The 13,337-nt window shown below is 43.2% G+C and carries 13 protein-coding genes and 1 riboswitch; of the genes, 6 read left to right on the forward strand and 7 right to left on the reverse strand.

Going from position 1 to position 13,337, the window contains the following annotated elements:
* Positions 1–99: 99 nt before the first annotated feature.
* The 6 genes from J5566_RS03600 to J5566_RS03625 all read right to left on the reverse strand — a co-directional run bounded on the left by J5566_RS03600 (position 100) and on the right by J5566_RS03625 (position 6,587).
* Positions 100–1,074 carry an anti sigma factor C-terminal domain-containing protein gene (locus J5566_RS03600; protein WP_208562111.1) on the reverse strand — a complete coding sequence of 325 codons (975 nt, stop codon included), beginning with the start codon at positions 1,072–1,074 and terminating at the stop codon, positions 100–102.
* Positions 1,055–1,558: an RNA polymerase sigma factor gene (locus J5566_RS03605; protein WP_208562112.1), complete on the reverse strand. Its 504-nt coding sequence runs from the start codon at positions 1,556–1,558 to the stop codon at positions 1,055–1,057. The genes J5566_RS03600 and J5566_RS03605 overlap by 20 nt, the downstream gene beginning before the upstream one ends.
* A gap of 113 nt (positions 1,559–1,671) precedes the next feature.
* Entirely contained in the window at positions 1,672–4,368 is a 2,697-nt protein-coding gene (gene ppc / locus J5566_RS03610; RefSeq protein ID WP_208562113.1) for a phosphoenolpyruvate carboxylase, read from the reverse strand.
* A 20-nt stretch (positions 4,369–4,388) separates the two neighbouring features.
* Positions 4,389–5,609: a cell division peptidoglycan polymerase FtsW gene (gene ftsW, locus J5566_RS03615; RefSeq protein ID WP_208562114.1), complete on the reverse strand. Its 1,221-nt coding sequence runs from the start codon at positions 5,607–5,609 to the stop codon at positions 4,389–4,391.
* Positions 5,610–5,718: 109 nt separating this feature from the next.
* Positions 5,719–6,093, reverse strand: a complete 375-nt coding sequence (locus tag J5566_RS03620) for a DUF4430 domain-containing protein (protein ID WP_244228943.1) — start codon at positions 6,091–6,093, stop codon at positions 5,719–5,721.
* Complete coding sequence (locus tag J5566_RS03625; protein ID WP_208562115.1) at positions 6,090–6,587, reverse strand: ECF transporter S component; 498 nt, start codon at positions 6,585–6,587, stop codon at positions 6,090–6,092. Before J5566_RS03625 ends, J5566_RS03620 begins: the two co-directional genes overlap by 4 nt.
* 120 nt (positions 6,588–6,707) lie before the next feature.
* Between J5566_RS03625 and J5566_RS03630 the strand changes: the two genes are divergently transcribed.
* The 6 genes from J5566_RS03630 to lysS all read left to right on the forward strand — a co-directional run bounded on the left by J5566_RS03630 (position 6,708) and on the right by lysS (position 11,868).
* On the forward strand, positions 6,708–7,559 hold the full coding sequence (locus J5566_RS03630) for a glycoside hydrolase family 25 protein (RefSeq protein WP_208562116.1): 852 nt from the start codon (positions 6,708–6,710) through the stop codon (positions 7,557–7,559).
* Between the two features lie 21 nt (positions 7,560–7,580).
* Positions 7,581–7,676, forward strand: a riboswitch (TPP riboswitch).
* Positions 7,677–7,718: 42 nt separating this feature from the next.
* A complete protein-coding gene (gene thiT / locus J5566_RS03635; protein WP_208562117.1) occupies positions 7,719–8,267 on the forward strand; it encodes an energy-coupled thiamine transporter ThiT in 549 nt (182 codons plus the stop codon).
* 70 nt (positions 8,268–8,337) lie between these two features.
* Complete coding sequence (locus J5566_RS03640; RefSeq protein ID WP_208562118.1) at positions 8,338–9,180, forward strand: DUF368 domain-containing protein; 843 nt, start codon at positions 8,338–8,340, stop codon at positions 9,178–9,180.
* On the forward strand, positions 9,180–9,662 hold the full coding sequence (locus tag J5566_RS03645) for an aminoacyl-tRNA deacylase (protein ID WP_208562119.1): 483 nt from the start codon (positions 9,180–9,182) through the stop codon (positions 9,660–9,662). The genes J5566_RS03640 and J5566_RS03645 overlap by 1 nt, the downstream gene beginning before the upstream one ends.
* A 2-nt stretch (positions 9,663–9,664) precedes the next feature.
* The gene (locus J5566_RS03650) at positions 9,665–10,288 is read left to right on the forward strand and encodes a histidine phosphatase family protein (RefSeq protein ID WP_208562120.1); all 624 of its coding nucleotides are present in this window, start codon (positions 9,665–9,667) and stop codon (positions 10,286–10,288) included.
* An 89-nt stretch (positions 10,289–10,377) separates the two neighbouring features.
* A complete protein-coding gene (gene lysS / locus J5566_RS03655; protein ID WP_208562121.1) occupies positions 10,378–11,868 on the forward strand; it encodes a lysine--tRNA ligase in 1,491 nt (496 codons plus the stop codon).
* Between the two features lie 392 nt (positions 11,869–12,260).
* Here the strand turns inward: lysS and J5566_RS03660 are convergent, their stop codons facing one another.
* A complete protein-coding gene (locus J5566_RS03660) occupies positions 12,261–13,319 on the reverse strand; it encodes an LLM class flavin-dependent oxidoreductase (RefSeq protein ID WP_208562122.1) in 1,059 nt (352 codons plus the stop codon).
* Between the last annotated feature and the right edge of the window lie 18 nt (positions 13,320–13,337).

Consider the following 13,337-nt stretch of genomic DNA (forward strand, 5'->3'; position numbering starts at 1 on the left):
TTATTGGACGAATGGATTTCTGGAAAAGTTACATTTATTATCATTTTAACATATTGTTAACAAGAAAAATCTGAGAACCAATCTCAGATTTTAGCTTATTTATTCCAAATGAAGTTGATAATATGGCTGATTTTGAACAGAAGCTCCGATACTCGAAGCAAAAATCCAGTCCTTACCCTCAAGTTGGGCAAAGTCCTCTGCATTGCCCGTTAGGATAATGCCTGCGAACTCCAGCTGATCAATCTCTTCTTGATTGGTGAAGTCTGTATCGCCAAACTTGTCGATAAAGGCCTGTAAGTCATCCACAGGTATGTCTAGATACTCCGCTCTCCCTCGATCCCCTGTTTCTAAGAACTCTTCCATAAAATCGATACCTGTCATATAATCATCCGGCATGGCCGAAAAGACCAGTTGAATATCCTCTGGCTCTAATCCCAAAAGCTGCTCTGGACGATAGTAATAGGTACTCTGCTTTCCTTCGGTCCCTATCCAATACCAATTTTGCTTGAGGTTGCTGGGAATCCTTTCCTTTATTTCTGCTAAGCTGTACTTCTTATCAAAGGAAATAGCCACTTCTACCAGTTGACCGCTCATATCTCTTAGATAGGGCAATTCAGTGGCAATGTCTTGAACACTCCAAACGGACTCTTTTGTATTGTAAAAAACGGGTACCTTTGTATTGGTTGAATGATCATATAGGTATTTGAAGGTACTACCAGGTAAATGCTGGGCAAAGTCATAATGACTATCAAACAGGTCATAGTAGATTTCATGTTGACCAAAAGCCATTGGAACACCGTCTAAATCCTTGTACAAATCGAAGTAGAGCTTCCCAGATACATAACTCGTACTTTGGATTTTAATGCCATCATGATTTATATTTGGATAGGCGATTTCCATTAGCATCGTTTGTTCCCACACCTCACGACCTTCTCGTGCACCGACAATTATTTTTACAGTTTGAATACCAATCAACAATAAGATAAAGCCGATGAACGATGAAAGCCCAACTGTCTTCCATAAATTCTTCCGCTTACTCTTTTTTGTCACTTCTTCAAAAGTCTTCATAGTCATACCCTCTCTCTTCTAGTATTTTCCTCAACTGCTTGCGTCCGCGGTAAAGGATAATTTTCACCCAACTTTGACCAGTCCCTAAGATATGGGCAACTTCTTTGACACTCATATCTTGAAAATAATAGAGGTCAATCACTTGCCGGTATTTTTCTGGCAGGTCTGCAACTGCTTGATATAGTTCTTCATAGCATTCTTGGTCATAGACTAAAAGGTCTTCTCTTCTAAAAAACTCATTTTGTAAAATTTCATGGTAGCGCTTGTCTCGCCTGTATTTGTCAATGTAAGCCCGAACTGCTGAACGGTAAAGCCAGGCTCTTAGTTTTTCGAAAGGAAGGACAAGCTCTGCTTCTAAAATTTTCACTAGTATATCCTGTGCGATGTCCTGACTATCTGCATAGTTGGCGCCAGATTTTTGTAGATAGTAGGAAATCTCCTCAGCAATACCAATGACTTCTTTTTCATATTGATCAAGTTTGATACTCATCTCCTCCTTTCACTAGTAAAACGAATAAAGGATAATTTGGTTACGCTTTCTTATAAATATTATATATTTTTAGAATAGAAAAAAACAACCTCAAAAGAAGTTGTTTTTCCTGATTAACCTGAGTTACGCAATCCCGTTGCCACACCGTTGATGGTGATGTGGATCAAGCTTTCTTGCTCCTTGCTGAGTTCGCCTCGGCGGAGACGGTTGATGAGTTCAATCTGAATATAGTTGAGCACATTGAAGTATGGCATGCGGTAGTCCAGACTGGCTTTGAGGAAAGGTAATTCTGCCAAAAGTTCATCATTTTGTTCAATAGCCAAAATCATATCCTTGGTCAGTTGCCATTCATCCAAAATAGTATGGAAAATCGCGCGAACTTCTTCGTTTTCACACATCTTGGCATATTCAAATGCAATGTTCATGTTGGATTTAGACAAAACCATATCTACATTTGACAAGAGGGAACGGAAGAATGGCCAGTTTTGGTACATCTTCTGTAATTTACCTAGGTTTGCAGGGTCTTTGTCAATGAAACGTTTGAAGCTAGAACCAACCCCATACCATCCTGGCAACATCACGCGGTTTTGAGACCAAGAGAAGACCCAAGGAATGGCACGGAGACCACCGATTTCTGTGATGGTCTTGCGAGCTGCAGGACGTGAACCGATATTGAGGCTCGAAACTTCACGAATAGGACTTGCAGCAAAGAAATAGTCATAGAAATGCTGATTGTTAAAGACTAGATCACGGTAAATTTGGTAGCTATCTTCAACGATTTCATCCATTGATTCACGGTAGCCGTCAATCTCGTTGGGATCGGTAATCATCTGGGTCACCATACGGTCAAGAGTTGCGGAAACCAGCATTTCTAAGTTAAAGTAGGCTGCATCTTTGTTTCCATACTTGTTACCGATGACCTCGCCTTGTTCGGTCAAACGAATACGGTCTTTGATGGAGCCAAATGGTTGCGAAGTGATAGCATCATAAGATGGGCCACCCCCACGACCAACTGTTCCTCCACGACCGTGGAAGAATGTAATCTTAACGCCTTCTTCTTCACCGATTTGGGTCAATTCATTTTGCGCCTTATAGAGTGTCCAACCAGAAGACAGGTAACCTCCATCCTTGTTGGAGTCGGAATAGCCAAGCATGATTTCTTGGTAGCCCTTGTTCCCAGCAATCCAACCTTTGGCCAAATCAAGCTGCAGGTACTGACGCATGGTCTCAGAAGCGTTATCCAAGTCTTCAATGGTTTCGAAAAGAGGGACAATCTGCACACGGGCTTGTTGAGCATCTACTAGTCCAACTTCTTTGAGGAGAACGGCCAATTCTAAGAGGTCTGAAACACTTTCAGAGTGGGAGATAATGTGTTGCTTGATAACTTCTTCTCCTAGCTTGTCTTTGAGCTCACGGGCAGCTGCAAAGATGGCCAACTCTTTCTGCAATTGTTCTGACTTAGGTGCATTTGTCGCAGACAGAATCCGAGGATCTTCTTCCAACTCTTTGAGAAGGACCTGACACTTATCACTTTCTGACATGCTTGAATAATCCTCCACAATTCTCGCTGAAGCTAAGAGCTCTGCCACACTTGCTTCATGGATAGACGAATCTTGGCGCATGTCGATGCTAGCTAGATAGAATCCAAAGGCTTCTACGGCTTCCAATAATTCTGTCAAATCCCCTTTAATCAGCGCTGCTGTGCGATTTTCCTCTAAGGAAGCCTTGATGGCTTGAAGATCTACCTTAAATTCTGTGACGTTGGTATAGCGAACTCCTTGCTCCTTATCAGCTACTAGATAAGCTCGGGTGTTTGCCAGCTTCATCTGGATGTAGTGGAAGGCACGACGATAGGGCTCATGTTCGCGGTAAACTGACTGGTCTTGTGATAGGTCTGCCAAGGCTTGAACGGCTGGACTGACTTTCACAATAGTGGTCGATAGGGAGAAGGTGCGGTAGAGTTTGTACAACTGCTCATCATAGTAATTCATGATGACATCACACTGGGTTAGGGCAGACAATTTGAGGGTTTCTGCTGTAACGAATGGGTTGCCATCGCGGTCTCCTCCAATCCACATGCCCATGGTAATTGGGCGCGGGTTGGTCAGCTGGATGCCTTTTTCAGCTGCCAAGCGCTTGTACTCCCGTTGGAGCTTGGTTACAGCCTTGATAAAGGAGCTGTTATAATACTCCATCACGTTAGTGATTTCGTTTGTAACCTTTAGCTTCTTCTCACGAATCATCTCCGTCTGCATGATGATTTCGATGTAGAGGCGTAGTTCATCTTCCCACTTGGTACGGTTCATCAAACCCAGTTTAACATCCCGATAACGACGAAGTAACTCATGGATATGCTTGGTTAAATCAAGCATAGACTGGCGTTGAACCTGAGTAGGATGGGCCGTTAAAACTGGAACAACATTTAATTTTTCAAGGATTTCTGCTGCATTTTCATGCTGGGCTACCATGTCGATTGTGGTTGAAATTTTCCCCAGATAATCCTGACCAATATTGTTTTGGTGGTTGATTTCATAAGCCAAATCAACGTCTTCTGAGATATTAATCAAGAGGGGAAGAACTGCGAAATAGCGGGAGATCACTTCCAATTCTTGGTTGGACAGTTGCCCGATAATCGCAATCAATTCATGGTAATTGTCCTCTGTGGACAGCTGCCCCAATTCGATGATCTTGTTGAAGGTTTCTTCTGAAATCATCTGACGGGCAACGTCTTGAAGGATGGAGGTAAGAATGATAACCTCCTCCCGAATAGCTTCTTTGTTATTGTAGTTTTCTAATTTTTGTAATGTCATCTTTCCTCCCTCATTTACTCCTAGGCAAGAGTTCGTTCGATCTCTTCCTGGAGAAGCACTCTCTTTTCATTGGCATCAATGTTTAGCACAAAGGCAATTCCAATGGAGATGGTCAACAAGCTATTTCCCCCCTGAGAGATGAATGGGAAGGTCACACCTGTCGCTGGAATCACACCGGAAATACCGCCGACATTGATAAAAATCTGGATCAATAGCATGGCTGCCACACCAAAGGCCATCATTGCATTAAAAGGATTACGTGCTCGAATCCCTACAACGATGATTCGAAGAATCAGGAAGACCAGGAGTCCCAAAATCAAACTTCCTCCAAAAAATCCTAGCTCTTCAATCACGATAGAAAAGGCGAAATCCGTATGGGCTTCTGGTAGGTAGCCATTTTTTTCAATAGAGTTCCCCAAACCAAGTCCAAACCAGCCACCATTACTCATGGCATAGTAGGAATTGGCCAACTGCAAACCTGATTCCGTCGCATCCACAAAGGGGTTAAAATAAGCTGCAAAGCGGCGAGCAATATAACCAAAGACTGGGATTTGAGCCACTAATTCGACCCCTAATATCCGAATGGTCGATAGGAGAACAAAGGCTCCTAAGACAATTCCTGCAATAATAGTGGAAAACCAACGGTAACCAATCCCGCTTGTAGAAACCATCACCACCATAATCAAGCCAATGATGGTCGCATTTCCCAAGTCTGGCAAAGAACCAACTAGAGCCAGGAAAACAAGACTCACCACACGCCAATCATTGAAGGCTTTCGGAATCCAGCTCCCCTTTATCAAGGCCTGGTAATCGTAGATGCGAATATCGTCCTGCATCTGTGAAAACTTGTCTGCTAAATACCAGATGATAATCAACTTTAAGTATTCCGCAGGTTGCAGACCGATGATTCCTCCTGGTCCCAGACGAATCCATCCATGGGCACCGTTAACAGGATCAAAGAAACGAGAAGCCACCAACATAGCAACTTCTGCCAACAAGACAACCATAATGAGTTTCTTTTGGCGCAAAAAACTCAATTTCATTCGGTAAATCATATAAATAAAGCCAAGACTAAGTACCCAGAAAGCAGCTTGAGTAATCACCATTGAGAAGGGATTGCCTCCTTTTTGAATCTGCAAGGCACTCGTAGTCGAATACACCATCACCAGACCAATAATCGATAAAATCAAATAGGGGATGAGGATGGAGTAATTGAGTAGGTGTTTTTTATCAATCTTCATGTAAACTCCTTAAAGTCCGAGACTATCATTTCTATTATATCACAGAAATAGTGCTTTCCTGTTTTTTTTCCATGAAAGTAACAAAAAAAGAGCCTGATTGGGCTCTTTCTTACTCAAAAGCTTCCAGATAAAAACGAATTTCATCGTTTTCCTGGACCAACTGTTCTTCAGCTCCCTTAGGTGCCAACTCACCATTTACATCATACATCCAATAGGTATTGGTTGCTGGGTCTTGACTAACACCATCAATCACCGTAATCAAGCCAGCATCCTCCTCGATTTCATAGGCATCATCCAAGACATCCATTACGGAATCTCCCGGCTCTACCGTCACCTGTTTTTGGTCGGTCCGTTCCCCAAATTCAACCGTCAATTGTGCAGTATAAGTTTGCGTATCAAGCTCTTCAAAGTCTTCCGTCTGACAAGCCAATAATACTGGTGCAAATACAAGGGCGACTATAGCTAAAAGCCATTTTTTCATCATAAAATCCTCCTAAAAATGGTAACAATAATGGGATAAAATAGGGCAGTAGATAAAGCATGAGCCATATCAAACGATAAACCAGCAAGCCAGTAAACCAAAAAAGGCGTGCTATACTGCCATGCAATTAAAAGACTGATGACAAAACCATATAAAAAAACAAGTACACCAGCAAAAGTCGCTTCCAACTTAACCAAGTTAGTTGATGATTGAAAGATTGGTACCAGCAACCTAGACCATATAGCGAGCACCACCCCATAGGCGATGATTTGCCAGAGGACAACCAGCCCAAAACCTAAATAGATTCCTGAAACCAACATGGACAAGGACATAACCAACACGGCTTCAACCAACCCCCAAGAATAGGTAACCCACAAAAAGATTGCAGTCACCGGTTTAACATTGGGAAAGGCAACAAAGGCAAAGCGTAAGGCAACGGTCAAGGCACTCAACATGACGATGCGACTGATAAACTGACTCTTGCTAACCTCACTCACTTCTCTCTCCTTCCTACTTCGATACTAGACTAGCCTAAATCCGCTTACATGTCAAGAAAATCCAGCTATTTCAAACCTATTTTTTTGATTTTTTTCAATAAATAGTGTAAACTATTCTGGATGAGAAAGAAAATAAAACCAATATTTGTTGCCATTTTTTTCCTCTTATTTACTGGTTTGCTCCTTTTGACAAGAGGAATCTCACAAGAAAAGCAAGCAAGTAGCACAACTGAGGCACAGGCATCAACAAGTAGCAGTTCTACAAGTTCCTCTTCTTCGGTTGAATATATTGAGGTAAACATTACAAATGCCTTAGAAATGAAGCCCATCATTGATGTCTCTGGTTGGCAACGACCTTCTGAGATTGACTACGATGTCCTATCGGCCAACATTTCTGGCGCAATTGTTCGAGTGCAGAGTGGTTCACACACCACCAAGGACAACAATGCTTCTGATGAAAATGGCATAGACAAATCTTACAAAACCCACATAGAAGAATTTCAAGCCCGAGGTATTCCTGTCGCAGTCTATGCCTACGTAACAGGAAACAGCATTGACTCCATGAAAGAAGAAGCCAAAACCTTTTATGAAGCTTCTTACAAATATAACCCTACCTTCTACTGGTTAGACGTAGAAGAAAAAACTATGGAAGATATGGATGCTGGTGTCGAAGCATTTCGCCAAGAACTGATTAATCTCGGTGCTAAAAATATCGGTATCTACATCGGAACCTATTTCATGGAAGAGCACAGCATCTCTGTTGACAACTTTGATGCCATCTGGATTCCAACCTATGGAACCGATTCGGGCTATTACAATGCTGCTCCAAATACCGATTTGGACTACGACTTGCACCAATATACCTCCCGAGGCTATGTAAACGGCTTTGCCCATCATCTAGACCTCAACCTTATTACAACTCTCAAGGATCCTAATGAAGTCTATCAAAAACTCTTTACAGTTCCTGAGTAATTTAGTATAATTAATTTAAATACATACACAAAGGAGTGCTTCGGCTGAGATCGCTTTTGCGAAATCCTCGAACCTGATCTAGTTAAGACTAGCGTAGGGATTGTGGTGTTGATCTACGATTGACTTGCCAAGACTCCTTTGTAATACAAAGGAGTTTTTATGTTGTCACATCGTCTTTCCCTCTTGGCAGAAATCGCTATTTTCTCAGCCCTTGGCTTGATTTTAGACAAGCTCGTTCTCTTTACCATGCCGCAAGGTGGCTCAGTCTCACTTGTTATGCTCCCAATTCTCTTGGTTGCCCTTCGACACGGCCTAACGGCTGGTTTGCTAACAGGAGGGATCGTGGGCACCATTCAACTCTTCTATGGCGGTTATTTTCTGAATGTCTTTCAAGTCTTCCTTGACTATGCCCTCTCCTATGCTGGAATTGGTTTAGCAGGATTATTGGCATCACTCCTAACCAAACAAAAAGACCTCAGACAAGCTGCCCTCATCATCAGCCTTTCTGGTTTACTTGGTGGTAGCATTCGCTTACTTGCTACCTTCCTATCTGGTATCATCTTCTATGCTGACTACGCTACACCTGGTATGCCTGTCTGGCTCTATTCCTTTACCTATAATATCAGTTATATCCTCCCTTCCACGCTACTTGCTTGCTTACTGTTAATCTTGCTGTATAAGGCTCAACCAAATTTCTTCAAGAAATAAGCCCACTTTTCAAGGGGCTTTTTTTACTTTTGTGTTATAATGAAGCGTTAAAAAAATTTTTGGAGGTCTTATGTCATCTTGGATTTCTCGTATCATCAAAGGGATGATCATTGCCCTTGGCTTCATTCTGCCGGGTGTTTCTGGTGGGGTTTTGGCAGCTATCTTAGGGATTTACGAACGCTTAATTGGATTTTTGGCCAACATTCGAAAAGATTTTAAAGAAAACCTACTGTACTTTATTCCAGTTGGAATTGGTGGTATTTTGGGAATTGCCCTCTTTTCATTCCCAGTTGAATATCTCTTACAACATTTTCAAGTCATCACACTGTGGGGTTTTGCGGGAGCAATTGTGGGAACTGTGCCCAGCTTGGTCAAGGAATCCACTCTTAAAAGTCAACGGGATAGCCTTGACTGGGCTTGGTTAATCGGAACTTTTGTGATTTCTGGGCTCTTACTCTATAATTTAAATAACCTAGTTGGAACCCTTCCAGCAAACTTTGCTAGTTTTATTTTGGCAGGCGCCCTGATTGCACTAGGTATTCTGGTCCCTGGACTTAGCCCTTCAAACCTCTTACTGATTTTGGGTATTTATTCGCCAATGCTTAATGGCTTTAAATCGTTAGACCTTTTTGGTACCTTCTTGCCCATCGCAATTGGTGGTGTTTTAGCCATGGTTGCCTTTTCCAAAGCCATGGACAAAGCTTTAAAGATCTATCACTCACGCGTTTACCACTTTATCATCGGAATCGTTTTATCATCTACCCTCTTGATTTTAATTCCACAAGTGGGGAATGACGAAGCAATTTCTTATGCAGGTACTGGTATCGGTACCTGGCTAGCGGCCCTCCTCTTCTTCGGACTCGGAATCTGGTTAGGACTTTGGATGAGCAAATTAGAGGAAAAGTATAAATAATGGCTAAAAAGGTTAAAATCAAAAAAACCTTGGTGGCCCAAATGTTAGACAAGGCTAAGATCGATCATGATAGCCTTGTTTTAAATGCCCTTGACGGCCAGTTGCCACCAGGAATTGAAGAACACGAAATATACAAAACACTAGCATTGACAGGAGATAAGACAGGACCTGTCATTGGTATTGTGCCTATTGCAGAGCACCTGTCTGAGAAAAAATTAGCCAAAATTTCTGGCAATAAAAAAGTCAGCATGATCCCACAAAAGGACTTGGAAAAGACAACTGGCTACGTCCACGGTGCCAACAATCCTGTCGGAATCCGACAAAAACACAACTTTCCTATCTACATTGACCAATCTGCACTCGAAAAAGGCCAGATGATTGTGTCTGCTGGTGAAATCGGGCGTTCCATCCGCATTGATAGTCAGGTCTTGGCTGACTTTGTCAGAGCGAGTTTTGCAGATATCATTGAAGGGAGGAAGTAAACTTGAAACTCTATTTTGTCCGTCATGGAAAAACGGAGTGGAACTTGGAAGGGCGATTCCAAGGAGCTTCTGGGGATTCTGCCCTTTTGCCCGAATCCTATCAAGATTTGGAAAAATTGGGCACTCACCTTTCTCAAATCCCATTTGACGCGATCTTCTCAAGCGATCTTCAACGTGCGCAAGTAACAGCCCAGGAAATCGCTAAAGTCAATCACCATCGCCAAACCGTCCAGACTAGCCCTCAATTACGGGAATGGAGTTTTGGAAAATTAGAAGGAAGTAAGATGGCAATTTTTCGTGCCATCTACCCCAAACAAGCCTGGGCTCTCAAACATAATCTAGCCCTTTTTGACAATGACCTATTTGAAGCTGAGAGCGTTCGCCAGGTAACTCAACGAATGGTGGACTTTGTCCAATCCCTGAAAGGGCAAGACCTGGAAACAGTCCTCATCGTCAGTCATGGCGCCTTTCTAACCGCTTCTATCCATCGTCTGCTCGGATTTACACCAGCCCAACTGCGTCACCGAGGCGGCTTGGACAATGCCTCCATTTCCATTTTGGAAACGACAGACTTTGAACACTTTACCGAGCTGGCGTGGAATGATACTCGCTATAAATCTCACTAAGAAAGCAGTTTCCTGCTTTCTTTTTTGCTGATTTTTTACCTCTTCTATGATAAAATAGAAGGAACAGACTTTGGAGGAATGAAATTTTTATGTCAACTGAACATTTTGAAGAATTAAATGACCAACAGATTGTCCGTCGTGAGAAAATGACGGCTCTTGCTGAACAAGGCATTGACCCTTTTGGAAAACGTTTTGAGCGTTCTGCCAACTCAGCTGAATTGAAGACCCAGTACGAAGACAAATCAAAAGAAGACTTGGAAGAATTGGGCCAAACAGCGATCATCGCTGGCCGTATCATGACCAAGCGTGGTAAGGGTAAGGCTGGTTTCGCCCACATTCAAGACCGCGAAGGCCAAATTCAGATCTACGTTCGTAAGGACGATGTTGGCGAAGAAAACTATGAAATCTTCAAAAAAGCAGACCTTGGTGACTTTATCGGTGTCGAAGGGGATATTTTCAAGACCAACGTTGGTGAGTTGTCTATCCACGCTCGCAAGTTGACCCACCTGTCTAAATCGCTCCGCCCATTGCCAGAAAAATTCCACGGTTTGACAGATATCGAAACCCGCTACCGCAAGCGTTATTTGGACTTGATCACCAACCGTGAAAGTTTTGACCGCTTTGTGACTCGCTCAAAAATCATCTCAGAAATCCGCCGTTACCTTGACGGACTTGGTTTCTTGGAAGTGGAAACACCTGTCCTTCACAACGAAGCTGGTGGTGCTGCTGCTCGTCCATTCATCACCCACCACAATGCCCAAAACATTGACATGGTGCTTCGTATCGCGACCGAACTCCACCTCAAACGCTTGATTGTCGGCGGTATGGAACGCGTTTATGAAATCGGACGTATCTTCCGTAACGAGGGTATGGATGCGACTCACAACCCTGAGTTCACGTCAATCGAGGTCTACCAAGCCTACGCAGATTACTTGGACATCATGGACTTGACAGAAGGCATTATCCAACACACTGCCAAGGCGGTTGTCGGCGACGGTCCTGTAACTTATCAGAATACTGTCATCAACATTCACGAACCATTCAAGCGTATCCACATGGTTGATGCCATTAAAGAACAAACTGGCGTGGACTTCTGGCAAGAGATGAGCTTCGAGGAAGCAAAAGCTCTTGCAGCTGAGCACAAGGTCCCTGTGGAAAAACACCATACTGAAGTTGGCCAAATCATCAACAGCTTCTTTGAAGAGTACGTTGAAGCAACTCTTATCCAACCAACCTTCGTCTATGGTCACCCAGTAGCCGTGTCACCACTGGCTAAGAAAAACGATGAAGACCCACGCTTCACAGACCGCTTCGAGCTCTTCATCATGACCAAGGAATACGGAAATGCCTTTACAGAATTGAACGACCCAATCGACCAATTGGAACGCTTTGAAGCCCAAGCTAAAGCCAAAGAATTGGGTGATGACGAAGCGACAGGTGTGGACTACGACTACATCGAAGCCCTCGAATACGGTATGCCACCAACAGGTGGACTTGGAATCGGTATCGACCGCCTCTGCATGCTTTTGACAGATACTACTACTATTCGGGATGTACTCCTATTTCCGACTATGAAATAAGCAAGAGTAGCTTGCTAGGTTTGTTTTCACTCGGATGTTCCAATCGCTTTCCAATTTCTTGGCGATTGGCTGAAAAGGTCTGCTAGACCTTTTTACTCCCTACAATGAAGTAAGAAACAGTGGCTTGCTAGGTTTGTTTTCACTAGGATGTTCCAATCGCTTTCAAGTTTCTTGGCGATTGGCTGAAAAGGTCTACTAGACCTTTTCACTCCCGACGATGGAAATAAAAATTTCAAACTGTTTAACAACCTTACTTAAAACACTCTTGGAAATTCCAAGAGTGTTTTTGCATGCAAAAAATCCCGACCACTTGGTCAGGATTTTCAGGAGATTATGAAAAATATTTAGGATTGACTATAGTATAACTCATCCTATCAACTATCTCATCAGTCTTAGGACTGATTCTCTTCTTTTTTTGCAAAATATTCTCGAACAATTGGCGCGACTTCTTTTCCGTAGAGTTCGACGGCGCGGAGGACATCTTCATGTGGCATTGAGCCGATTGGGAGATGGAGGAAGAAACGGTCCAAGTCAAGTGTTTCAATAGTCTTGATAATTTTTTCAGCGACTCGTTTTGGATCTCCGACGATGGTTGCTCCTTCGTCTGTCAGAGAGTAGAGATACTGCGCCTTGGTCATCTCGCTCCAATGTGGGCGGTCTTTAGCAATGTTATCTGTCAAAACCTTAGTTGGATAGAAATATTCTTCCACAGCCTTGTCATGGTCCTCTGCAATCCAGCCCCAAGAGTGTGCTGCAACCTTGGTTTTCTTCGGATCATGACCAGAGTTGCGGGCTACCTTACGGTAGGCATCTGCCAGTGGTTTAAAGCGATGGGCGCCTGCTCCAATGACTGCATAAACGATTGGCAGACCTTCCTTGGCAATCTTGATCGTAGATTCTACATTTCCCCCAGTTGCAACCCAAATGGGAAAATCTTCCTGGACAGGACGTGGATAGACTGGCTTGTTATCAACTGACTGAGTGAAATGTCCATCCCACTTGAGATTGGTTTCCTTGTCGATTTCCAAAAGCATGTCCAACTTTTCATCGAACAGTTCTTCATAGTCATGGAGATCATAGCCAAACAAAGGGAAGGACTCGGTAAAAGAACCACGACCCACCATGATTTCCGCTCGGCCATTTGACAAAGCATCAATGGTGGTATACTGCTGGTAAAGTCTCACGGGATCCATAGAGGAAAGGATAGAAACTGCTGATGTTAGCTTGATATGCTTGGTATTGACGGCACCCGCTGCCAGCACAATCTCAGGTGCAGAAACCGCAAAATCTTCTCGGTGATGCTCCCCAATCCCATAAACATCCAGACCCACCGCATCTGCTAACTCGATTTCTTTAACCAGTTGACGGATCCGCTCGTCGTGACTATAAGTTTCTCCTGTTTTTTCTAGTGGAGTTGTTTCGCCAAATGTTGAAATACCTAATTCTACCATGATGTGTTCTCCTTTTAA

It is taken from the genome of Streptococcus suis, assembly GCF_017601095.1.
GTDB lineage: Bacteria > Bacillota > Bacilli > Lactobacillales > Streptococcaceae > Streptococcus > Streptococcus suis_Z.

Excerpts from the sequence above, each read along its gene's own strand:
- ppc (WP_208562113.1), bottom strand. The coding sequence starts at position 4,368 with ATGACATTACAAAAATTAGAAAACTACAATAACAAAGAAGCTATTCGG.
- J5566_RS03630 (WP_208562116.1), top strand. The coding sequence starts at position 6,708 with ATGAGAAAGAAAATAAAACCAATATTTGTTGCCATTTTTTTCCTCTTA.
- J5566_RS03640 (WP_208562118.1), top strand. The coding sequence starts at position 8,338 with ATGTCATCTTGGATTTCTCGTATCATCAAAGGGATGATCATTGCCCTT.
- thiT (WP_208562117.1), top strand. The coding sequence starts at position 7,719 with ATGTTGTCACATCGTCTTTCCCTCTTGGCAGAAATCGCTATTTTCTCA.
- J5566_RS03645 (WP_208562119.1), top strand. The coding sequence starts at position 9,180 with ATGGCTAAAAAGGTTAAAATCAAAAAAACCTTGGTGGCCCAAATGTTA.
- J5566_RS03660 (WP_208562122.1), bottom strand. The coding sequence starts at position 13,319 with ATGGTAGAATTAGGTATTTCAACATTTGGCGAAACAACTCCACTAGAA.
- J5566_RS03600 (WP_208562111.1), bottom strand. The coding sequence starts at position 1,074 with ATGACTATGAAGACTTTTGAAGAAGTGACAAAAAAGAGTAAGCGGAAG.
- lysS (WP_208562121.1), top strand. The coding sequence starts at position 10,378 with ATGTCAACTGAACATTTTGAAGAATTAAATGACCAACAGATTGTCCGT.
- J5566_RS03605 (WP_208562112.1), bottom strand. The coding sequence starts at position 1,558 with ATGAGTATCAAACTTGATCAATATGAAAAAGAAGTCATTGGTATTGCT.
- J5566_RS03620 (WP_244228943.1), bottom strand. The coding sequence starts at position 6,093 with ATGATGAAAAAATGGCTTTTAGCTATAGTCGCCCTTGTATTTGCACCA.
- ftsW (WP_208562114.1), bottom strand. The coding sequence starts at position 5,609 with ATGAAGATTGATAAAAAACACCTACTCAATTACTCCATCCTCATCCCC.